We start from the raw sequence: 18,495 nt of genomic DNA, 5'->3' as shown, positions 1-18,495 counted from the left end.
AAGGCATGAGAGACCTCGACATGACCACTCTGCGCCTCTTTGCCGCCGTGTGCGACGCCCGCAGCATCGCCCGCGCGGCTGAGCAGGCCAACATCGTCGGCTCGGCCATCAGCAAGCGGCTGGCCCAGCTTGAGGACACGGTCGGCACGCCGCTGCTGCTGCGCCGCCGCCACGGCGTGGAGCCCACACCGGCCGGCGAGAGCCTGCTGGAGCACGCGCGCGCCATTCTAGCCAGCGCCGACCAGATCGAGCGCGACATGGGTGCTTATGCGCTGGGCGTGCGCGGCCAAGTGCGCATCCTAGCCACGGCGTCCGTCATGGCCGAATCGCTGGCCGACGACGTGGCGGCTTTTTTGCAGGTCCAGGCGCACCACGACATCCGCGTCACCATGGAAGAGCGCGTCAGCCCCGAGGTGATAAGCGGCATCAAGGAGGGCGTGGCCTCCGTCGGCATCTGCTGGGACGCGGCCGACCTCTCGGGCCTGCAATCCTGTGGTTACCGCCATGACCACCTCGGCATCGTGCTGCACCCCTCGCACCCGCTGGCCGGCCACGAGAGTTTGAGCTTCGAGCAGACGCTGGACCACGAGCACGTGAGCCTGCCGGCGCACAGCGCGGTGCAGGTGCTGCTGCAGCGCGCGGCCGCGCTGAAGGGCAGGGTCGTGGTGCATCGCGTCATCGTCTCCAACTTTGAGGCGGCGCTGCGCGTGGTGCGCGCCAACCTGGCCATCAGCGTGGTGCCGCGCGAGGTCGCCGAGCCCTATGCAAGCACCTACGGCCTGCGCGTGCTGCCGCTGACCGATGCCTGGGCCAGGCGCCGTTTCGCCATCTGCTTTCGCGACGAAGCGGGCCTGTCGGCCGCGGCCAGGCTGCTGGTCAGGCACCTGGCGGATACCTCGGCGGCCTGAGCGGCGCAGGCCCTTAAAACCCCCTCTCGAGGGGCGGTGAAAGCGGCCGGCCTTCTTTTGCGTTAAAATAAGCCTCCAACCCACGGCAGACAAGCGTCATCAGCTATAGAAAATATAGCGTGCAGGGCTGATCCAGGCTAGGCCCAAACGGGTCCGGCAGCCGCCGCAAGGCCGGCGTCCTGGCCAGCCACGGCGCTTGATTTTGGGGAAGGAAGCCCCAAATTCACTGCATGAACGCCACCCATTCCCATCCCCACAAGACCGACCTCACGGTCACCCACGTGCTGGCCGAGTTGCTCGAGCGCCTGGAGCACAGCGCGGTGCCTGTAGGCGCCGAGCAATACCGCTCCGTCGTGCTGCACCTGGTCAGCGAACTGGGCGACGTGGAGCCGGGTACGGCGCTGGGCGCGCTGCTGGACACCCATCCGGCCGCCGCCGAGCTGTATGAAAACGTGAACTACCAGTACGCAGGCCTGTGCCGGTCCGCGCTGGATGCCTCGCTCGCCGCCGAGCAGCAGGCCAAAGCGGCCATCGACAAGGCCATGAACCGTCCAAACCCCCAACCGAAGGAAGATCCACACCATGGCAAGAGCTGACGCCAAAACCGCTGTCCTCGCAGACGGCCTGCGCTACAAGTCCAAGGTCTCGGGCTCCCCGTTCGCCGCCACCACCTCGTTCGGCGCGGCCACCATGTCGTGCTTTATGTGCGGCAAGCACCGCGCCCGTTCCCTGATGGGCACGCGCAAGGTGCTGGGCAAGTCCCAGGCCGTGTGCTCGCCCTCATGCAAGGCGCTCGACGAAGCCCTCGAGAACGCGGCCAACCAGGGCTGAGCTACACAGACTGTTTCACCGCTTCCTGCCTTTGGCCGGCGTGGCGCCTTGATCACGCCGCGGCCCGGGGCCATACTGTGCCAATACTCCATTGAACAGTTGAAGAAAGGTGATTCCATGGCCTCCCTGCCCACGCCGGACCCGGTACTTGAACCCGACGAAGCCATAGACCACATCCGCGGACGCGCGTCCGCCCCGGTCACGCTGGTCGAGTACGGCGACTTCGAGTGCCCCTCCTGCTTCCAGGTGCACTCGGCCCTCAAGGTCATGCTGCCGCACTTCGGCCAGCAACTTCGTTTTGTCTTCCGGCACTTTCCGCTGCGCGAGGTGCACCCGCACGCCGAGCTCGCCGCCGAAGCGGCTGAGGCCGCCGGCGCCCAGGGCAAGTTCTGGCCCATGTACGAGCTGCTGTTCACCCACCAGCAGCACCTCAAGGACAAAAACCTGCTCGACTACGCCACCCAGGTCGGCCTCGACATGGCGCGCTACCAGAACGAGATGAGCGACCACGTCTACCTGCAGCGCGTGCAGGAGCACATGCAAACCGGCCGCCACCTGGGCGTGCGCTCAACGCCGGCGTTTTACGTCAACGGCGTGTTTTGTGACGTGTCTTTCGGGCTGCAGCATCTGCATGAGGCCATCGACAAGGCGCTAGGGCAGCAAGCCAGCGCTTAGCCGTCGACCGGCTGCAGAGGCGTCGCCAGCGTCTTTTGCAGAAACGCCAAATCCAGCCAGCGGCCGAATTTAAAAGCCGCCTGTTTGATCGTGCCGCAGTGCTCAAAGCCCAGGCGCTTGTGCAGCTCCATGCTTGCCGTGTTGTCCAGGTCTATCGCGCCCACCAGGATGTGCATGCCTTGCTCCTCGGCCTTGGCGACGATGGCCTCCAGCAGCCTGCGCCCCAGCCCCTGGCCTCGGTAGCTTTTTTCGACGTAGACGGAATGCTCCACCGTGTACTTGTAGGCCGGAAACGCGCGAAACGTCCCATAGCTCGCAAAGCCCAGCAGCTTGCCGCCGTCGTCCTCCAGCCCTATTACCGGAAAGCCGTTCGCGCGCTTGGTGGCGAACCAGGTAACCATGCTTTCGGGCGCGCGCGGCTTGTAGTCGTACAGCGCCGTGGAGTTCACGATGGCCTCGTTGAAGATAGCCAAAATCTGGCCGGCATGGCGTTCTTCGGTGCACAGGACGGGATGCATGGGAAGCTCCTTTCGGAAAGAGGGGATCAGGATTTGTCTACTATAAGAGATTATTTGTCCTTTATGATAGACGAATGCTTTTACTCAAGGACCGCCATGACGATTGACGCCCTGATCGCCTCCCGGCTGCTGGCCCTGCGCCAGGCCAAAGGCCTGAGCCTGGCCGCACTGGCCGAAGTCTCGGGCGTCAGCAAGGCCATGATCTCCAAGGTCGAGCGCGCCGAAAGCAGCCCCACCGCCATGATCCTGGGCCGCCTCGCGGCCGGCTTGGGCGTGCCGCTCGCGCAGCTGCTCACGGAAGAAGACAAGGAAGCTGGCCGCCGGCTGCGCAAAAAAGCCGATCAGGAAGTCTGGCGCGACCCCGAAGCCGGCTACCTGCGCCGCCAGGTCGCCGAGCGCGGGGCCGGGCAGGGCGCCGAAATGGTCGAGGTTGAACTGCCGCGTTCCACCCGCGTCGCCTACCCGAGGTGGACAGGCCAGCCCTACCGCCAGCGCCTCTGGCTGGTCGAAGGCGGGCTGCGCATTGATTACGGCGACGAGGTCTTCGAGCTCGAGCCCGGCGACTGCCTGGACTTTGGCGTGGACCGCCCGCTGGTCTTTAAAACTTTGGGGCGCAGCGGCTGCCGCTATCTACTGGTGATCAGCCCTGGCGCTTAAACGGCGGCCGATCCCGGCAAGGAAACCGCCTGCGCCGCGTTCCGCGCCCGTATGCGCCGCACCTGCAGCGTCGCGCCAATGATGTAAAGCAGCAGCAAGACGCCCGTGGCCGCCTTGAGCTCAGGCGCCTCGGGGCTGGCCAGCAGCGGCGCACCGAGTGGCAGGCGCGTCGAGGTCTCGGTGATCGCCGGGATCATGTGGAACAGAAAGGTGATCGAATAACTGAGCGTCTCCACATACGCCGATGCACGGCCCAGCACCTTGGTGGTGCCCGCCACCCAGGCAATGCCCAGCACCAGCAAGGTGATGATGCCCAGCGCATGCGGCTTGCCGAAGCCGCCATGCTGGAAGATGCCGAAGCTCGTGAGGCAGGTCAGCACCGTGGTCCAGATATAGACTTTGCCCAGGGTGGATGCGGCGATGATTTCCTTGTCGCGAAAAAAGGCAATCAGCGCGGCCGCGACGGCCACCAGGCTGATGGCGGTGTGGATCACACCGAGGTAGGTCAAGCCATAGATCATTGGAATCTCCTGGTGCCCCGGCAAGGCCAGGGCCGTGGGTTGAACAAGCAGGCGTCCCTGACAAGCAAACGCCATGCCGCGCAAATTGTGGCGCGCGGCACTGCTTTTGCCTACGGTTTTGCAGGCCATGTGGCTACGGCCCGATAATCGGTAGCAAGCGTGGCCACAACAGGCCGCGCACTGACACCAAAGTACTATGAAAAAAACTTTTCAATTGAAGGTCGAAGGCAAGAACCGCGAGCGCCTGCTCGAAGCCGCCAAACACGACATCCGCAAATACCTCAAACGCGAACGCGCCAAGGCCTTGCCCAAGGGCATCGATTTCTGGGACTTCGATTGCAAGTCCGGCTATAGCGAAGCCTCTGCGGCCGTGGTCTCCGTCGCCGACCTGATCAAGTCCATCGACGAGATCGTGAAAGACGGCGGCGAGCAGTTTTATGTGGAGGTGCTGGCCAAGGGCGGGGTCAAGGTCCCGCGTGCGCGCAACGAGGGCGAGGACGATTTCGCCGACGTCGAATAAGCATGCGCAGGCTCTTTGTGCTCCTGCTGATGATGGCATTTGCCACGGCGGCGAATGCGGACCCGAATCTTGTCGGCCAGTGGAAGTCTGACTCCGATATCAGCATGCGCTTCAATAACGAGCGCGCAAAGCTGGACAGCAAGACGGCCTTGTTTCTCTCCCAGATAATGGGTCATCTCACCCTGACCTTTACGGCAGATGCCATGACTTCCGAGCTGCCGGATCTGGAGACGCGAACGCAGGAAGGCCGAAAGAGGCCATTGACCGGTTTTCGCGAAACCCATCCCTATCGTGTCCTGGGCGTTGCGTCGGATTCGGTTGCCGTCAAAACTATTGCGCCAGTGACCGGCAGGGACGCCATCGTTGTCTATAACTTCATCAGCCCAGACATGCTGTGGGTGTACGCAGGCGGCGAAGACAACTCGGCGAGTCTTCATCTGCGTGAATACTATGTGCGGGTGAAGGATGTGCCCAAGCCGGATGCGCCTAAAGACGCCCGTCCCTAAGCCGCTCCCGCAGGAGGGCGAAGTCCGCTCACGGCGGGCCGGAGTTTTTGTGGAAGTGGTGGTGAAGGGTGGGGTGCGGGTCGCGAGGGTACGCAATGAGGGTGATGATGATTGGGATGACGGGGAATAAGCCAAGCTCTATGAAGGCAACTGCCGCAGCGCTCTTGCTGGCAATGCTGCCGGCCTTTGCACGCGCGGCGGATTTGTCGGGTGCGTGGATTTCCTGTGACCCTGCATCACCTTGGGGCCACACGCTGCTATCAGTGGACCGTGAGGGCGGCGGCTACCGGTGGACGGCCGAGTGGGGATCTTCTTACGCTGCCAGCGGCGCTGCGGACTTGAAGAAGGGCGTGCTGGTACTTCGCGGCTGCAGTTCTTATTCAGGTGACCTTGCTTCCGGATGCGATGAGAAGAACCCACCCGTGTTTGCCCGGCTGCACAAGGAAGATTTCGCGCGTGTCCGAACCTCTTTCGGTGAGGCCGATTTGCGCGGAGCCAGGTGGGTGCGTGTCGCCGGCGACGGCGCTGCCTGGCAGGCGCTCGCCGGGAAGTGTGAGGCCGTCGTCGCAAAAAAGAACGCGCTCAAGGAACGTAAAAGCCAATAGGCGCCCCAGCCCTCGAAAGCAGAAAATGTTGACCCCATTGAGCCGTAGTCAAAAGTGCCTGCAGCGATTCGTGTTTTTGCTGTTGGGCCTGTTTTTCGCATCCGTAGTCGCTGCGGCCGACAACTACGATTTGATGATGCGAGCCATAGAGCGCAATGATGTAGTGCAAGTCAAAGCGCTGATTGCCGGCAAGATTGATCCCAATCTGCGCAAGGACAGCCGCGCATCGCCCACCTTCATGACCTTCGCCGCTTCCCACGACCGGACGGAAATACTTCAGCTTCTTCTGGGTGCGGGCGCCGACGTGAACAGTGCGGATGGGGACATGCAGACGCCCCTGATGCAGGCAAGCCGCCACGGCCATGTTCGCGCGGTGAAGCTGCTTCTCGAATCGGGTGCCCGCCTCAATGAGGTCTCGAGGTGGGGCGACACGGCCTTGACCCAGGCGCGGGAAGCCGGCCACGGTAGGGTGGCCAAACTGTTGATCAAGGCGGGGGCGACTCCTTGATGTCGGGCCGCATCGCCTGAAGCCGCGGACGTCCGCGTTGAGAAACTACGACCTTATGGACAGAGACCCCGAAGCCCCTTTAGGCCCGTTCCCCGACACCTTCAAGCAGGGCGATGTGTTCTGGATAGAGCCCGACCCCTCACGCGGTTCCATCCCAGGCTCCCCGCATCCCCACGTCATCGTGCAGGACGACGTTTTCAACCGCTCTCGCATCAGCACCGTGATTGTTTGCGCACTGACCTCTAAGCTGAGCCGCGCGACGGAACCGGGCAATGTCTTGCTGGAGCCTGGCGAGGGGAACCTCGAGAAGCAGAGCGTGGTGGTCGTGTCGCAGCTGTCTTCGGTTTACAAGACGCGATTGGGCGCGCACATAGGGGCGTTGTCGGATGAACGGGTTCAGCAGATACTGGCGGGGATGCGATTTTTGCAGGCGTCTTTTCTCAACCGTTAGTCCCCCGTCTCACCCTCCTGATGAGTCCCGCCGCCTGCATCCATACCTGACACCTGAAGGCCAACACCATGCCAGCACCGGGTTCCTCCACCATCACACTGCTTGTGTTGCTTCCGCTGGTCGCGTGGCGTGTCTATGCCCGTTTTCGGCGCATGGTGGGGCGCCAGCGCCTGTCGAGGATTCGCCCCTGGATCACGCTGGCAATCTTTCCCGTCTTGATAGTCCTGCTGGGCTTCGCCGCACATGCGCATCTAGACCGGCTGCTTTGGCTTGCCGGCGGGCTGGGCCTTGGCGCTTTGCTCGGCACCTTCGGGCTGCGCAAGACGCGCTTTGAGCCGACGCCCGAAGGCCTGTTTTACACGCCCAATGCGCATCTGGGCATTGCGCTTTCACTGTTGTTCGTCGCGCGCATTCTTTATCGCCTGTTCGAGGTCTACGTCATCGCACCGGGGATGCCGAACGGCGTCGGTGATTTCGCACGGAGTCCGCTCACGCTGGCTGTTTTTGGCCTGCTGGCGGGCTACTACATCCGCTACGCCATCGGCCTGGTCCGCTGGCGCGTGGGTGTTCTGCGGGCCAAGAGGGAACGTGAGGCATTGGGGCGGGATGCTTAGATTTGCCAACCTCGTAGATTGACTCGGACACCACTTTTAAGAGCCGTTGCAATTCGTCCCCTGCAATCGCAGACGTAAGGATCATCAAAGCGCATTGCCTCAGGCCCCTCGCCGTAAATCAAAGACCACTGTTAACAGCGTCAACGAGAACGCCAACATCACAAGCGTACACGCCCGCAGAGTTTGCCGAGTTCAACTCAATGATCTTCATCTGTCCGCCAGTGATCGCAACATCAATAGTGAAAGCCTTGTTGGGCATCCAATCATCTACACAAGCTTGTGCGAATTCCCTGATGGCAGACGGTACTTCGCTGGAGACCGAGAGGTGTTCGCCGACCTTGTAGCGTGATCCAGTCACGATTACTCCATCGATAGCAAAGAGGCGGAATTCGGCCTCGATCTCGGTCAACGGAGCCATCACCACGCGGTCGCCTGGAAAGAGCGTTACGTCAGGAGCATTGGAAACTCGCGTCACACCGTCGCGAAATTCTTCCAGCTCTTGCCACGTCATGACTGTGCCTGCGAAAGACTTGCTGTCCAACGTTGGCCGAATGAAAAATCGATCCCAAGTGCGCGGCAACTCGGCTAGTGAAGCGCAAATAGCCGACGAGTTTAGAGCTCGGGAACCGTACATGTTCAGCATGAGTTCATAGTCCAGGTTCGCGTCGAAGTAACCAGGCTTCCATCCGCGCGCTTTCGCCACGTTGCCAAGCCCTGTGCTGCCATATACAAAAATCCCTTCTTCAGGAAGGTGGCCCGGTTCGGAGACGAGTTCGTGAAAAAAAGGAACCAAGCTAACCAGGCTATAGGCCGTGCCGCGGGCCTGCAGTGCGCGCTCGAAGCGACTGAGATCTGCTGGGTTGATGAGGTTCCGCTGTAGTATCCAATGCATGAGTCGCTAACGATGTGACGAGATGGTTGCTGCGATCGATTCTAGACTCGTGCTACCGCGCGCTGTGCCAAGATGATTTCGTCAAAGGCATACGAGCTGTGCAGGGACGGCGATGGGTCTGCCATTGCAGCTTGGGCTTATTTGCAGGCCATTCGAACCGAAACCGAGTCAATTTTGGCCGCGGGCGTGGAAAGCGCCGGGATCGTGCTTTGCGGATACGTGCTGATAAGGAGCCGTTCACCTTCGAGCCGATATTCATAGTCGCGGCTTCCTCCCACAAGGTCCGGGCGGGAGCTGTGAGAGACCATGGTGGCGGTATATGTGCCTGGCTTCGTGATGCGGTAGGTGTAGTCGATAAGGGAGTCCCCGGCCGGTAGGGGACAGCGCATGGAGATGCGATCCGACGTGACCTTGAAGGAGCAGCCGCCGGCCTGGGTTCTGCTGTTTCCATCTTTGAGATATATGACAACGCTTTCGCCTTGCCAGCAACCCTGGAGATCCGGACCCGCTGCGGACACCGATGAAGCTGCAAGCAGCGCAAGCGTCATGCCGAAGAGCGCCAGTGGCATTCTGATGGTTTGCACTATTTTCATAAAGTGTCCTTTGCCGCCGCAGCCCGCAACTTATCTTTCTTGCTAGGCCGTTTCCCCTTGACCCCACCCGTCCCCGCTGGATCGACTGGGTTCATCGCCGCCACCTCCACCCGCTCAAAACCCGCGACCTGCTCGCGCGCGACTTTGATGCCCAGGCGTTTTTCGATGAGTTTGAAATGCGCCTCGGTGTCCGCGCTCACAAAACTCACGGCCACACCCGCTTCCCCGGCGCGGCCGGTGCGGCCTATGCGGTGGGTGTAGTCGGTGACAGAGCGCGGCAGGTCGTAGTTCACGACGACCGGCAGTTGCGCGATGTCTATGCCGCGCGCGGCGACGTCGGTCGCGACGACCACTTGCACGGCCTTGATCTTGAAGTCCTGCAGCACCTGGGTGCGTTTGCCCTGGCTCAGTTCGCCGTGGAAGGGTTCGGCTTCGATGGCTACCTTGCGCAGCTTGTCGGCCACGATTTCGGCGGCGTGTTTGGTCGCGACGAAGACCAGCACACGTTCCCACTTTTCGGTCTGGACCAGGTGGCGCAGCAGCTGGGTGCGGCGAGGCGCGTCGACTTCGATGGCGCGCTGGGCGATGTCGGGCACGGCCTGCACCACGGGTGCTACTGCGATGCGCAATGGGTCGCGCAGCAGGCTGGCTGCCAGGGCTTCAATCGCGGGCGGGAAGGTTGCTGAGAAGAACAAGGTCTGGCGTTTGGCCGGCAGCAGGGCCAGGATGCGATTCAGTTCCTCGCCAAAGCCCAGGTCCAGCAGGCGGTCGGCTTCATCCAGCACCAGGCTTGCTGTGCCTGCCAGGGTCAGGGCGTTGTGGTCTATCAAGTCAAGCAGGCGGCCCGGTGTGGCGACCACGATGTCGGCGCCGCCGCGCAAATTCATCATCTGCGGGTTGATGGAGACACCGCCGAATACCACAGCGACCTTGATGCGCTGCGGCAAAAACTTTGCGAATCCCACAGTGGCCTCGCCGACCTGCGCAGCCAGCTCGCGTGTGGGCACCAGGATCAGCGCGCGCACGGGCCGGTGGCCGGCGGGTGCGGCCGTGGTGGCCAGGTGCTGCAGCAGCGGCAGCGTAAACGCGGCCGTCTTGCCGGAGCCGGTCTGGGCCGAGGCCACGAGGTCGCGGCCTTGCAGGACGGCCGGGATGGCGGCCTGTTGGATGGGCGTGGGGGCGGTATAGCCTTTTTCGTCCAGGGCGCGCAGGAGCAGGGGCAGCAGCGCGGGCGAAAAGCCCAGTGAAGAAAATGGCATGGGTGGGTGTGGAGGTGGGTGGGAAGACGCGGTGTTGGCGCGGTGTGGGCCGCGTGGGGCGGGCCCGGCAGGGCCGCCTGAAGCCCCAAGTTTAAGGCCGCGCGCTTTTGGCCCTGGCCGGCGCCAGAAACAGCAGCGCGCAGGCCGAGGCGCCCAGCGCGCACAGCACGCAGCCCAGCACCACCCAGCGGAAGGCCGCGACCAGCAGTTCGGGCGGGGCCGATTGCACCGGCCCGCGCAGCGCGGCGGCAAACACCACGCCCAGCAGGGCCACGGCCAGCAGGCCGGCGACGCGCGCGACGGCGTTGTTGATGCCCGAGGCGATGCCGGCATGCGTGGCGGGCACGGCGTTCATGACCGTGGTGGTCAACGGCGCGACGGCAATCGTCATGCCCAGGCCCAGCACCAGCATGGCGGGGAAAAAGCCGGCCCAATAAGGCCAGCCCACGCCGGGCAGGGCCAGCAGCGCAAAACCCGCGGCGGCCAGGGCCGGCCCGGCGATCAGCATGGCGCGCGCGCCGAAACGCTCGGTGAATTTGGCGGTGGCCGGCGACAGGAAACCGAGCAGCAGCGAGAAGGGCAGCAAGGTGGCACCCGCGGCGGTGGCCGAATACTTGAAAGCGCCTATCAGCACAAAGGGCAGGAAGAAGAGCGCGCCGCTGAGCGCGAAATACAGCAGCAGCGTGAGCAAATTGGTGCCCACAAAATCGCGCGACTTGAACAGGCCCAGCGGCATCATGGGCGCGCGCGTGCGGGCCTGCACATAGACAAAAGCCAGCAGCAGCACCGCGCCCCCCACGATGGGGCCCAGCACGCTCGCCGCCTGCCAGCCGCGCTCGGGCGCCAGCGTGAGGCCGTAGGTCAGGCCGCCCAGGCCGCCGGCCACCAGCAGCACGCCGGGCCAGTCAAGCTGCTGGGGCGCATCGGGGTCGCGGCTGTCGGGCACGGCGTAGAGGGCCAGCCATACAGTGGCCACGGCCATGGGCACGTTCAAAAAGAAGATGGAACGCCACGACACCGCATCGACCAGCCAGCCGCCCAGCACTGGTCCCGCGGCACCGGTGATGGCTGCCCAGGCAGCCCAGGTGCCGATCGCCTTGCCGCGCGCCTCGCCTTCGAACACATTACCGATGATGGCCAGGCTGGCCGGCACCAGCAGCGCCGCGCCCACGCCCTGCAGGGCGCGCGCCGCGATCAGCGCCAGCGGCCCGGGCGCCAGGCCGCAGGCCACCGAGGCGGCGGTGAACAGCGCAATGCCGATGATGAAGATCTTGCGCCGCCCGAAGCGGTCGCCCAGCGAGCCGCCCACCAGCACCAGCGAGCCCAGCAAAAGCAGGTAGGCATTGATGACCCATTGCATCTCGGCCAGCCCGGAGGCCGAATCGCCGGCCAGGTCGCGCTGGATGGCGGGCAGGGCGATGTTGACGACGGAGCCGTCGATAAAGGCCATGGAGGAGCCCAGCACCGTGGCGGCCAGCGCCAGCTTGGGATGGGCCGTCTGGCCACAGTCGCCGGCCTGGGCGCGGATGATGCCTTCGTCACAAGGGGCGTGTGGGCTGGCGGGCATGGGGTCTCCTGCGGTCGTGGGTGTGGAGTTGATTCGGTTGTTTGACAAATTGTCTGATAATGGATAATATTTCCAGATGACGACACCTAGCGCGCAGCCACCCATGCCCCATCCTGCCAGTTCCCCGCCCTCCAAGGCAAGCAGGCCGGCCGATGCCCAACTGCTGCTGCTGCTGGACAAACACGCGGTCGAGTCCATGCTGCTGCCCGCCGACGTGCTGGCGGCCGTGCGCGAGGCCTTTGTGCTCCACAGCCAGGGAGAGGGCCGTGTGTTCTCCCTGGTGCGTGAAAGGCTGGCCACCGGCGGCGTGTTCGGCATCAAGTCGGGCGACGTGGGTGCGCAGTCCTTACTGGGCTTCAAGGCCGCCGGTTTCTGGCCCGGCAATCCCGCGCGGGGCGCCGACGCCCACCAGGCCACCATCATGCTGATAGACCCCGCCACCGGCCGGCCGACCTGCCTGATCGACGGCAACGCCGTCACCACCGAGCGCACCGGCGCCGCCGGCGGCCTGGGCCTGGAACTGGCGCGGCCCGACAGCCGCACCGTGTGCGTGTTCGGCACCGGCGTGCAGGCCCAGGCGCAACTGCGTTTTGCCCTTCGCCAGCTGCCCGGGCTGCGCCAGGTGTTTTACGCCACGGCTGACGGCCAGCCCCAGGCCGCGTTTGAAGCCAGGTTTGCCGGCCAATGCGCCATCACGCACGCGGCGGATGTGAATGCCGCCGTGACCCAGAGCGACGTGGTGATCACGGCGACCACCGGCAAGGGCCCGCTGTTCGATGCGGCCGCCGTCCAGCCCGGCACCCATATCAATGCGGTGGGCAGCGACACCAAGGGCAAACGCGAGCTGCCCGAGGGCCTGCTGGCCAGGGCGCGCGTGTTTGTGGACGATGCCGCCCAGTCGCGCGGCATAGGCGAGCTGCAATGGGCGCCTGAAACCGTTTGTACTGAAATCGGCGACGTGCTGTCGGGCAAGGCCGCCTTTGCGCGCGGCGCCGGCGACATCACAGTGTTCGACATGACCGGCATCGCCTTGCAAGACCTCACGGTCGCGCGCATGCTGGAGCAGCGCGCACGCCGGGACGGCAAGGGCCAAAGCATTTCCTGGCCCTGGTGACCCGTTTAAAGCCTTTGACTACAGTTCTGGAGATTCCCTTGACCGCCACCACCCAATCCCACCCCCTGGCCGCCCTGGACACGCCGGCCGCCGTGATCGACCTGCCGCGCATGCAGCGCAACATCGAGCGCATGCAGCAGCGCATGAACGCGCTGGGTGTGCGCTTCCGCCCGCACGTCAAGACCAGCAAATGCACGCCGGTGGCGCGCGCGCAGCTGGCAGCCGGCGCGCAGGGCATCACGGTTTCGACGCTCAAGGAGGCCGCGCAGTTTTACGCCGACGGCTTCACCGACATCCTGTACGCGGTCGGCATGGTGCCGGCCAAGCTGCCGCAGGCGCTGGCGCTGCGGCGCCAGGGCTGCGACCTCAAAATCATCACCGACAGCGTGGCCTCGGCCGCGGCGATTGCCGCTTTCGGCCGCGAGCACGGCGAAAAATTCGAGGCCTGGATAGAAATCGACAGCGACGGCCACCGCTCCGGCATCAAGCCCGGCGAGGCCGCCTTGATTGACGTGGCGCGTGCGCTGCACGAAGGCGGCATGTTGCTGGGCGGCGTGATCACGCATGCCGGCTCCAGCTACGACCTGCACACGCCCGAGGCGCTGGCCGCCATGGCCGAGCAGGAGCGCGCCGCCTGCGTGCAGGCGGCCGAACGCGTGCGCGAAGCCGGCCTGCCTTGCGCGGTGGTCAGCGTGGGCTCAACGCCGACGGCGCTGTCGGCGGCGCAGCTCGAGGGCGTGACCGAAGTGCGCGCCGGCGTGTATGTGTTCTTCGACCTGGTGATGCACAACATCGGTGTCTGCGCCACCGACGACATCGCGCTCAGCGTGCTGACCACGGTGATAGGCCACCAGGTGGAAAAAGGCTGGGCCATCGTCGACGCCGGCTGGATGGCCATGAGCCGCGACCGCGGCACGCAGAAGCAGGCCCACGACTTCGGCTACGGCCAGGTCTGCGATGCCGAGGGCGAGGTGCTGGCGGGTTATGTGCTCAGCGGCGCCAACCAGGAGCACGGCATTCTTTCGCGCGAAGGCGCGCCCGACACCGACATCGCCACGCGCTTCCCGGTCGGCACGCAGCTGCGCATTTTGCCCAACCATGCCTGCGCCACGGGTGCGCAGCATCCTGAATACCATGCGCTCTCCGAGACTGGTGAAGTCGCGACGTGGCCTCGGCTGTACGGCTGGTGAGACCTTCCTAGCGGCACATGCTGTAGCCGCCCGTTTCTAAATGGAAATGGTCTTTGTGCACCGCGTTGTAGTCGGGGCCCAGTACACCCTTGAAATATTTGCAGGCGCCCTCGTGGGCCTCGCGCAGCAGCATCTCTTTAGGCTTGAGCGGTGTGGCGGCGTCTTCGCCGGCCCAGTCCTTGAGCACCGTGATGCGCTGGCCATCGGCCAGGGTGAAGGCTGAGATGTCCAGTGCATTGGCCGTGGCGTGGCGGCTGCGCGCGCGGGCCGGGGCATTGGGCTGCGCGCCTTCGCCGCGGTTCACGTTGCGGCAGGCATAACTGCCCAGGTGGTCCACGCCGGCCACGCGCTGGCCCATGTGCTTTTGCGCCGCGGGCTGCAGCGCATGCCTTTCCCACATGAAGAAGCTCAGCGCCATCGGGCAGCTGAGCGGAAACGGCGCGCCCATGCGCACCGCCGCCGTGCGCAGCCGCACCGCGTTCTGGAAACCGCAACCGTCGCCGGTGCTGCGGTCGGCCACGATGTCGTACTGCATGCCTGTGGTTGCCAATGCGGCTTGGCAGCGCTCCGGGTCGTTGCGCGCACGCGAGAGTTTGTAGCGGGTCAGCAGGCCGGGCTGGGCCATCACGTCCAGCGGCGCCCAGGGATTCAATTGCGGGGGGATGTGGATCACGTCGGTGTAGACGCCGTAGACACCGGTGGCGAGGGCGCTCCACAGCAGCAACGCGAGCCAGCGGCCCCAGCGCAGGGGCCTGGCTGGCGGTGGGGGTGTCGGGTCTTGCGTGGGGAACGGCTCCTGGGGCATGCCTGTTTATAGCTGAGGCGCCTCGGGGCGCTTCGCCGTACGAAAAAATTTGTAGCAATCGCCATGCATCTCGCCAATCCCTGGCTTGATCCGGCATCATGCGGGCATAAGCATTGCATCCCCTCATGTTCCCCTTCGCAACGGAGTTTTGATGGCTGACGACCCAACCCCCACACCGCCACCGCTGGCCGAGAGCCGGCGCCACCAGATGTTCCCCGTGCTCAGCGCGGCGGAGATCGCGCGCATCCACCGCTTCGGCACGGTGCTGCATTTCCGCAAAGGCGACAGGCTGTTCGCCGCCGGCGAGCCCGGCCCCGGCATGTTTGTGATGCTCAAGGGCTCGGTCACCATCACGCAGCGCGACGGCCTGGGCAATGTGGTGCCCATCGTCACGCAGGGCCCGGGCCAGTTCCTGGCCGAGGTCGGCCAGCTCTCGGGCGCACCGGCGCTGGTCGACGGCCATGCCGAAGACGACGTAGATACCCTGCTGGTGCCGCCCGGCCAGCTGCGCGCGCTGATCATTGCCGAGGCCGACCTGGGCGAGCGCGTGGTGCGCGCGCTGATCTTGCGGCGCGTGGCGCTGATCGAGGCCGGCGCCAGCGGCCCGGTGCTGATAGGCCGGCCGCAATCGGCCGCCGTGGTGCGGCTGCAAAGCTTTTTGAACCGCAACGGCGAACCGCATCACGTGGTCGACATCGCGCAGGACACCGATGCCGCGGCGCTGATGGAGCAGTACGGCGCCGCTGCGGGTGACGTGCTGGCGGTCTGCCCCGACGGCTCGGTGCTGGTGAACCCCGGCGAAAACCAGCTGGCCCGCTGCATGGGCATGGTCGATACGCTGGAGCACCCCGAACTCTTCGACGTGATCGTGGTCGGCGGCGGGCCCGCAGGTCTGGCAACCGCGGTGTATGCGGCCTCGGAAGGCCTGCAGGTGATGGTGCTGGATTGCAGGGCCTATGGCGGCCAGGCCGGCGCGAGCGCGCGCATCGAGAACTACCTGGGCTTTCCGACCGGCATCTCGGGCCAGGCGCTGGCCGGCCGCGCTTACGTGCAGGCGCAGAAGTTCGGCGTGGAGATGCTGATCCCGGCGCAGGCCCAGTCACTGGACTGCGCGGCCAAGGCCATCAAGGGCGAGCTGCATGTGAAGCTGACCGACGGCCGGACCCTGCGCGCCAAGACCGTGGTGGTGGCCAGCGGCGCGCGCTACCGCCGGCCCGAGGTGCCGCGCCTGGCCGAGTTCGAAGGCCGCGGCGTCTGGTACTGGGCCTCCGCGCTCGAAGCCAAGATGTGCAGCCAGACCGAAGTGGTGCTGGTGGGCGGCGGCAATTCAGCCGGCCAGGCGGCGGTCTTCCTGTCGCAGCACGCGGCCAAGGTCAACATGCTGGTGCGCGGCCCCAGCCTGGCGGCCAGCATGTCGCGCTACCTGATAGACCGCATAGGCGCCACGCCCAATATCGAACTGCTGCCGCAGACCGAGGTGGTCAAGCTGCACGGCGACGGCAACGCCGGCCTGAGCGCCGTCACCTGGCGCCACCGCCAGCGCGGCACCGAACATGACGCCGAGGTGCGCAACGTGTTCCTGTTCGTCGGCGCCGACCCCGAAACCGGCTGGCTGGACAGCTGCGGCGTGGCCATAGACGCGCACGGTTTTGTGCGCACCGGCGAGAGCGTCACCTGCAAGCATTCCGACTACAAACCCGCGCCGCTGGAAACCAATATCCCCGGCCTGTTCGCCGTGGGCGACGTGCGCAGCGGCTCCGTCAAACGCGTGGGCGGCGCGATAGGCGAGGGCGCCGCGGCGGTCGCGATGATTCACCAGCACCTGGCGGCGATGGAACGCGCCGCCGCTGCCGCCTGAAAGGAAACCCCATGCGTATCAAACCCTGCAGCCATGTCCCCGCTGAAATCCATTCACCGAATTCAAGAGGCTGCGAGGAGTGCTTGAAGACGGGCGACACCTGGATGCATCTGCGCTTGTGCGTGCATTGCGGCCACATCGGCTGCTGCGACGACTCCAAGAACCAGCACGCGAGCAAACACCATGCGGCGACGGGGCACGCGGTGATCCAGTCCTTCGAGCCTGGTGAAAGCTGGATGTGGTGTTACGACCACCAGCTGCAAGTGGGTTAGGGCGCCTCTAAAGACTCGCGGGCGGTGGCGCCGCCTTGGTGGCCTTGGTGAACTCGGTCGTAGCCACCATCACCGGACTGGATCGCGGGCTGCGCTGCCAGTGCTCGTCAGCGGCTTTCTGCACCGCGTCCTTGTCGTAGTTTCCCTTGGACAGGTCGGCCCAGACATGGACATAGGTACGGCACCAGGCATCCCGAGCCTCGTTGATTTTTTCCTCGGAAAGCTCGGGGGTGGGTTCCGGGTCGGGGATGGGATCGGAGGCCATACGTCATCCTAGCGGGATGGGGCGGGCGAGTCCACTGCGGCAACTTCAGTTGGCAGCTATTTGCACCATTGCTTCTCGCAGGGAGTGCCGTCGTTGTTCCCATCCATCTTGGTACCAGGGCAATTTTTCAGGAAAAAGGTTGCCTCAGCGCATGAAGTCATCTGTGAGCAGTAGGTCCGGCCGTCGCACTTGAACGGGCTGGCCGCCGCGGGTGATGCCGGCGCGCCTGTAAACAGGGGCGCGGGCTGGGTGGTGATGGCGGGCAGCTGTTCTTTTGTCACGGACAGGTGCTTCGCCTGATACCTGACGAAGCCCTGCCATCCCAGCAGGCAGAGAAGGGCGAGGACGAACAGGCGTTTCATGTGTCCGCCATGTTGCCGGATTTTCAGGGATTCCGGTAGGTTTTGTCGCTGTGCGACGCCGCCGCGAACGCAGGCAACTGCTCGGCCCGCGCCGAGAACTCACGCAAGGCCGGGTAGTCCGCCGCGTTGACCACCTCGGGCAGCATGGCCTGCGTGAAGTGCCAGGTGATGCCCGCGGTGACACCGTCCTGCCCCATGGTGTCGCTCGCCACGGCCAGAGGTTTGCGCTGCAGCTGCGCTTCAAGCTCGCCATAGGCCGCCAGCAGCTGGCCGGTCACACGCGACACCCAGGGCTGGTGCAGTTTTTCAGCGGGACGCAGGTGGCGCTCATAGACGATCTGCACGCTTTTTTCGCAGGCGGCCAGGGCCAGGCCGATCACGCGCAAGGCCTGTTGGCGCTCGGCCAGGGTGGCGGGCATCAGGCTTCTGCCGGCCGGCGCCTGGGCCGCCAGTGCTTCGGCGTAATCGATGATCAGGGTGGAGTCCATCAACACCGTGCCGTCGTCGCAGACCAGCGAGGGGGCTTTGACCACCGGGTTGATGCTGCGGAATTTCTCAAAGGTGCTGAACACCGAGAGTGATTGGTGCTCGAAGCGCAGGTCTAGCAGTTGCAGGGAGATGGCTACGCGGCGGACGTAGGGGGAGTCGAGCATTCCGATCAGTTTCATTTGGGGTCCTTTTGAGGTGCCGTGCCTCGGGCGGGTGGGGGCTCATCGTATCAAGGGTTAGGGATGTTGGTTGGGGCCTGCGCCGGCGGGGCGCTGCCTCTGTGCTCTTTGCTGAGGGTTGCTGGCCGGGGTCGCCCGGCGGCGACTCACTTTTCTTTGCTTCGCCAAAGAAAAGTAAGCAAAAGAAAGGCGACCCTGGTTGCTGCGTCCCTCCGCTTCGCTACGGGCAACCTGCGGTGCTCGGTTCAGGCGGGGTCTCGCTAAACTCGCCTTCGGCTCAAACAACGCGATCCCTGATCCGCCTGAACCTCCGCTCCTCGGCGCATCCACAAGGGG

The 18,495-nt window shown here is 64.8% G+C and carries 25 protein-coding genes; 15 read left to right on the top strand and 10 right to left on the bottom strand.

Features of this window, described 5'->3' with window-relative positions:
• The first annotated feature begins 5 nt into the window (after nt 1–5).
• The 4 genes from AC1D1F_RS09660 (at nt 6) to AC1D1F_RS09645 (ending at nt 2,414) form a co-directional block, all read left to right on the top strand.
• A complete protein-coding gene (locus AC1D1F_RS09660; RefSeq protein WP_477700712.1) occupies nt 6–908 on the top strand; it encodes a LysR family transcriptional regulator in 903 nt (300 codons plus the stop codon).
• A 230-nt stretch (nt 909–1,138) separates the two neighbouring features.
• A complete protein-coding gene (locus AC1D1F_RS09655) occupies nt 1,139–1,504 on the top strand; it encodes a hypothetical protein (RefSeq protein ID WP_477676636.1) in 366 nt (121 codons plus the stop codon).
• The gene (locus AC1D1F_RS09650) at nt 1,491–1,739 is read left to right on the top strand and encodes a hypothetical protein (protein ID WP_074574576.1); all 249 of its coding nucleotides are present in this window, start codon (nt 1,491–1,493) and stop codon (nt 1,737–1,739) included. Before AC1D1F_RS09655 ends, AC1D1F_RS09650 begins: the two co-directional genes overlap by 14 nt.
• A gap of 117 nt (nt 1,740–1,856) precedes the next feature.
• The gene (locus AC1D1F_RS09645) at nt 1,857–2,414 is read left to right on the top strand and encodes a DsbA family protein (protein ID WP_477676635.1); all 558 of its coding nucleotides are present in this window, start codon (nt 1,857–1,859) and stop codon (nt 2,412–2,414) included.
• Here the strand turns inward: AC1D1F_RS09645 and AC1D1F_RS09640 are convergent.
• Nucleotides 2,411–2,932, bottom strand: a complete 522-nt coding sequence (locus AC1D1F_RS09640; RefSeq protein ID WP_477676634.1) for an N-acetyltransferase family protein — start codon at nt 2,930–2,932, stop codon at nt 2,411–2,413. The two genes, AC1D1F_RS09645 and AC1D1F_RS09640, sit on opposite strands and share 4 nt — an antisense overlap.
• A 96-nt stretch (nt 2,933–3,028) precedes the next feature.
• Between AC1D1F_RS09640 and AC1D1F_RS09635 the strand changes: the two genes are divergently transcribed.
• Nucleotides 3,029–3,589 carry a helix-turn-helix domain-containing protein gene (locus AC1D1F_RS09635; RefSeq protein ID WP_477676633.1) on the top strand — a complete coding sequence of 187 codons (561 nt, stop codon included), beginning with the start codon at nt 3,029–3,031 and terminating at the stop codon, nt 3,587–3,589.
• Here the strand turns inward: AC1D1F_RS09635 and AC1D1F_RS09630 are convergent.
• Nucleotides 3,586–4,110 carry a hypothetical protein gene (locus AC1D1F_RS09630; RefSeq protein ID WP_477676632.1) on the bottom strand — a complete coding sequence of 175 codons (525 nt, stop codon included), beginning with the start codon at nt 4,108–4,110 and terminating at the stop codon, nt 3,586–3,588. The two genes, AC1D1F_RS09635 and AC1D1F_RS09630, sit on opposite strands and share 4 nt — an antisense overlap.
• 196 nt (nt 4,111–4,306) lie before the next feature.
• Between AC1D1F_RS09630 and AC1D1F_RS09625 the strand changes: the two genes are divergently transcribed.
• The 6 genes from AC1D1F_RS09625 (at nt 4,307) to AC1D1F_RS09600 (ending at nt 7,314) form a co-directional block, all read left to right on the top strand.
• On the top strand, nt 4,307–4,630 hold the full coding sequence (locus tag AC1D1F_RS09625) for a DUF6172 family protein (protein WP_477676631.1): 324 nt from the start codon (nt 4,307–4,309) through the stop codon (nt 4,628–4,630).
• 2 nt (nt 4,631–4,632) lie between these two features.
• Nucleotides 4,633–5,136 carry a hypothetical protein gene (locus AC1D1F_RS09620; RefSeq protein WP_477676630.1) on the top strand — a complete coding sequence of 168 codons (504 nt, stop codon included), beginning with the start codon at nt 4,633–4,635 and terminating at the stop codon, nt 5,134–5,136.
• A gap of 104 nt (nt 5,137–5,240) precedes the next feature.
• Nucleotides 5,241–5,741: a hypothetical protein gene (locus AC1D1F_RS09615; protein ID WP_477676629.1), complete on the top strand. Its 501-nt coding sequence runs from the start codon at nt 5,241–5,243 to the stop codon at nt 5,739–5,741.
• A gap of 25 nt (nt 5,742–5,766) precedes the next feature.
• On the top strand, nt 5,767–6,249 hold the full coding sequence (locus tag AC1D1F_RS09610; RefSeq protein WP_477697124.1) for an ankyrin repeat domain-containing protein: 483 nt from the start codon (nt 5,767–5,769) through the stop codon (nt 6,247–6,249).
• A 55-nt stretch (nt 6,250–6,304) separates the two neighbouring features.
• Nucleotides 6,305–6,700 (top strand): type II toxin-antitoxin system PemK/MazF family toxin, encoded by a 396-nt coding sequence (locus tag AC1D1F_RS09605; protein ID WP_477676627.1) that lies wholly within the window; start codon nt 6,305–6,307, stop codon nt 6,698–6,700.
• A gap of 68 nt (nt 6,701–6,768) precedes the next feature.
• Nucleotides 6,769–7,314, top strand: coding sequence for a CcdC protein domain-containing protein (locus AC1D1F_RS09600; protein ID WP_477676626.1), 546 nt, complete (start codon nt 6,769–6,771; stop codon nt 7,312–7,314).
• Nucleotides 7,315–7,432: 118 nt separating this feature from the next.
• On the opposite strand, the gene AC1D1F_RS09595 is transcribed toward AC1D1F_RS09600, so the two are convergent.
• From AC1D1F_RS09595 to AC1D1F_RS09580, 4 genes are all read right to left on the bottom strand, one after another.
• A complete protein-coding gene (locus tag AC1D1F_RS09595; RefSeq protein WP_477676625.1) occupies nt 7,433–8,206 on the bottom strand; it encodes an ATP-grasp domain-containing protein in 774 nt (257 codons plus the stop codon).
• A 137-nt stretch (nt 8,207–8,343) separates the two neighbouring features.
• The gene (locus tag AC1D1F_RS09590) at nt 8,344–8,799 is read right to left on the bottom strand and encodes a hypothetical protein (protein ID WP_477676624.1); all 456 of its coding nucleotides are present in this window, start codon (nt 8,797–8,799) and stop codon (nt 8,344–8,346) included.
• Nucleotides 8,796–10,058 (bottom strand): DEAD/DEAH box helicase, encoded by a 1,263-nt coding sequence (locus AC1D1F_RS09585; RefSeq protein ID WP_477676623.1) that lies wholly within the window; start codon nt 10,056–10,058, stop codon nt 8,796–8,798. The genes AC1D1F_RS09590 and AC1D1F_RS09585 overlap by 4 nt, the downstream gene beginning before the upstream one ends.
• Nucleotides 10,059–10,149: 91 nt before the next feature.
• On the bottom strand, nt 10,150–11,625 hold the full coding sequence (locus AC1D1F_RS09580) for an MFS transporter (protein WP_477676622.1): 1,476 nt from the start codon (nt 11,623–11,625) through the stop codon (nt 10,150–10,152).
• A 103-nt stretch (nt 11,626–11,728) separates the two neighbouring features.
• Between AC1D1F_RS09580 and AC1D1F_RS09575 the strand changes: the two genes are divergently transcribed.
• Together AC1D1F_RS09575 and AC1D1F_RS09570 are read left to right on the top strand one after the other, a co-directional pair.
• Nucleotides 11,729–12,739, top strand: coding sequence for an ornithine cyclodeaminase family protein (locus tag AC1D1F_RS09575; RefSeq protein WP_477697125.1), 1,011 nt, complete (start codon nt 11,729–11,731; stop codon nt 12,737–12,739).
• Nucleotides 12,740–12,777: 38 nt separating this feature from the next.
• Nucleotides 12,778–13,929, top strand: coding sequence for a DSD1 family PLP-dependent enzyme (locus AC1D1F_RS09570; protein ID WP_477697126.1), 1,152 nt, complete (start codon nt 12,778–12,780; stop codon nt 13,927–13,929).
• A gap of 7 nt (nt 13,930–13,936) precedes the next feature.
• On the opposite strand, the gene AC1D1F_RS09565 is transcribed toward AC1D1F_RS09570, so the two are convergent.
• Nucleotides 13,937–14,734 (bottom strand): extensin-like domain-containing protein, encoded by a 798-nt coding sequence (locus tag AC1D1F_RS09565; protein WP_477676619.1) that lies wholly within the window; start codon nt 14,732–14,734, stop codon nt 13,937–13,939.
• Between the two features lie 151 nt (nt 14,735–14,885).
• Here AC1D1F_RS09565 and AC1D1F_RS09560 point away from each other — a divergent pair, with 151 nt between their 5' ends.
• Entirely contained in the window at nt 14,886–16,592 is a 1,707-nt protein-coding gene (locus AC1D1F_RS09560) for an FAD-dependent oxidoreductase (RefSeq protein WP_477651664.1), read from the top strand.
• A gap of 11 nt (nt 16,593–16,603) precedes the next feature.
• A complete protein-coding gene (locus AC1D1F_RS09555; protein ID WP_477651665.1) occupies nt 16,604–16,864 on the top strand; it encodes a UBP-type zinc finger domain-containing protein in 261 nt (86 codons plus the stop codon).
• Between the two features lie 7 nt (nt 16,865–16,871).
• On the opposite strand, the gene AC1D1F_RS09550 is transcribed toward AC1D1F_RS09555, so the two are convergent.
• From AC1D1F_RS09550 to AC1D1F_RS09540, 3 genes are read right to left on the bottom strand one after another with little or no spacing between them, the layout of a single operon-like run.
• Complete coding sequence (locus tag AC1D1F_RS09550; protein WP_477676617.1) at nt 16,872–17,129, bottom strand: hypothetical protein; 258 nt, start codon at nt 17,127–17,129, stop codon at nt 16,872–16,874.
• 56 nt (nt 17,130–17,185) lie between these two features.
• Entirely contained in the window at nt 17,186–17,491 is a 306-nt protein-coding gene (locus tag AC1D1F_RS09545) for an excalibur calcium-binding domain-containing protein (RefSeq protein ID WP_477697127.1), read from the bottom strand.
• 23 nt (nt 17,492–17,514) lie between these two features.
• Nucleotides 17,515–18,159, bottom strand: a complete 645-nt coding sequence (locus tag AC1D1F_RS09540; RefSeq protein ID WP_477700711.1) for a glutathione S-transferase — start codon at nt 18,157–18,159, stop codon at nt 17,515–17,517.
• Between the last annotated feature and the right edge of the window lie 336 nt (nt 18,160–18,495).

This window comes from Polaromonas sp. P1_H6, from assembly GCF_056405195.1.
The sequence above is the reverse complement of the archived record's forward strand: the minus strand, read 5'-3'. Positions and strand labels throughout refer to the sequence as shown.

Excerpts from the sequence above, each read along its gene's own strand:
- AC1D1F_RS09555 (WP_477651665.1), top strand. The coding sequence starts at position 16,604 with ATGCGTATCAAACCCTGCAGCCATGTCCCCGCTGAAATCCATTCACCG.
- AC1D1F_RS09610 (WP_477697124.1), top strand. The coding sequence starts at position 5,767 with ATGTTGACCCCATTGAGCCGTAGTCAAAAGTGCCTGCAGCGATTCGTG.
- AC1D1F_RS09595 (WP_477676625.1), bottom strand. The coding sequence starts at position 8,206 with ATGCATTGGATACTACAGCGGAACCTCATCAACCCAGCAGATCTCAGT.
- AC1D1F_RS09575 (WP_477697125.1), top strand. The coding sequence starts at position 11,729 with ATGCCCCATCCTGCCAGTTCCCCGCCCTCCAAGGCAAGCAGGCCGGCC.
- AC1D1F_RS09640 (WP_477676634.1), bottom strand. The coding sequence starts at position 2,932 with ATGCATCCCGTCCTGTGCACCGAAGAACGCCATGCCGGCCAGATTTTG.
- AC1D1F_RS09565 (WP_477676619.1), bottom strand. The coding sequence starts at position 14,734 with ATGCCCCAGGAGCCGTTCCCCACGCAAGACCCGACACCCCCACCGCCA.
- AC1D1F_RS09580 (WP_477676622.1), bottom strand. The coding sequence starts at position 11,625 with ATGCCCGCCAGCCCACACGCCCCTTGTGACGAAGGCATCATCCGCGCC.
- AC1D1F_RS09560 (WP_477651664.1), top strand. The coding sequence starts at position 14,886 with ATGGCTGACGACCCAACCCCCACACCGCCACCGCTGGCCGAGAGCCGG.
- AC1D1F_RS09615 (WP_477676629.1), top strand. The coding sequence starts at position 5,241 with ATGATGATTGGGATGACGGGGAATAAGCCAAGCTCTATGAAGGCAACT.
- AC1D1F_RS09550 (WP_477676617.1), bottom strand. The coding sequence starts at position 17,129 with ATGGCCTCCGATCCCATCCCCGACCCGGAACCCACCCCCGAGCTTTCC.
- AC1D1F_RS09625 (WP_477676631.1), top strand. The coding sequence starts at position 4,307 with ATGAAAAAAACTTTTCAATTGAAGGTCGAAGGCAAGAACCGCGAGCGC.
- AC1D1F_RS09590 (WP_477676624.1), bottom strand. The coding sequence starts at position 8,799 with ATGAAAATAGTGCAAACCATCAGAATGCCACTGGCGCTCTTCGGCATG.
- AC1D1F_RS09645 (WP_477676635.1), top strand. The coding sequence starts at position 1,857 with ATGGCCTCCCTGCCCACGCCGGACCCGGTACTTGAACCCGACGAAGCC.
- AC1D1F_RS09630 (WP_477676632.1), bottom strand. The coding sequence starts at position 4,110 with ATGATCTATGGCTTGACCTACCTCGGTGTGATCCACACCGCCATCAGC.
- AC1D1F_RS09655 (WP_477676636.1), top strand. The coding sequence starts at position 1,139 with ATGAACGCCACCCATTCCCATCCCCACAAGACCGACCTCACGGTCACC.
- AC1D1F_RS09540 (WP_477700711.1), bottom strand. The coding sequence starts at position 18,159 with ATGAAACTGATCGGAATGCTCGACTCCCCCTACGTCCGCCGCGTAGCC.
- AC1D1F_RS09635 (WP_477676633.1), top strand. The coding sequence starts at position 3,029 with ATGACGATTGACGCCCTGATCGCCTCCCGGCTGCTGGCCCTGCGCCAG.
- AC1D1F_RS09650 (WP_074574576.1), top strand. The coding sequence starts at position 1,491 with ATGGCAAGAGCTGACGCCAAAACCGCTGTCCTCGCAGACGGCCTGCGC.
- AC1D1F_RS09585 (WP_477676623.1), bottom strand. The coding sequence starts at position 10,058 with ATGCCATTTTCTTCACTGGGCTTTTCGCCCGCGCTGCTGCCCCTGCTC.
- AC1D1F_RS09545 (WP_477697127.1), bottom strand. The coding sequence starts at position 17,491 with ATGAAACGCCTGTTCGTCCTCGCCCTTCTCTGCCTGCTGGGATGGCAG.
- AC1D1F_RS09660 (WP_477700712.1), top strand. The coding sequence starts at position 6 with ATGAGAGACCTCGACATGACCACTCTGCGCCTCTTTGCCGCCGTGTGC.
- AC1D1F_RS09605 (WP_477676627.1), top strand. The coding sequence starts at position 6,305 with ATGGACAGAGACCCCGAAGCCCCTTTAGGCCCGTTCCCCGACACCTTC.
- AC1D1F_RS09620 (WP_477676630.1), top strand. The coding sequence starts at position 4,633 with ATGCGCAGGCTCTTTGTGCTCCTGCTGATGATGGCATTTGCCACGGCG.
- AC1D1F_RS09600 (WP_477676626.1), top strand. The coding sequence starts at position 6,769 with ATGCCAGCACCGGGTTCCTCCACCATCACACTGCTTGTGTTGCTTCCG.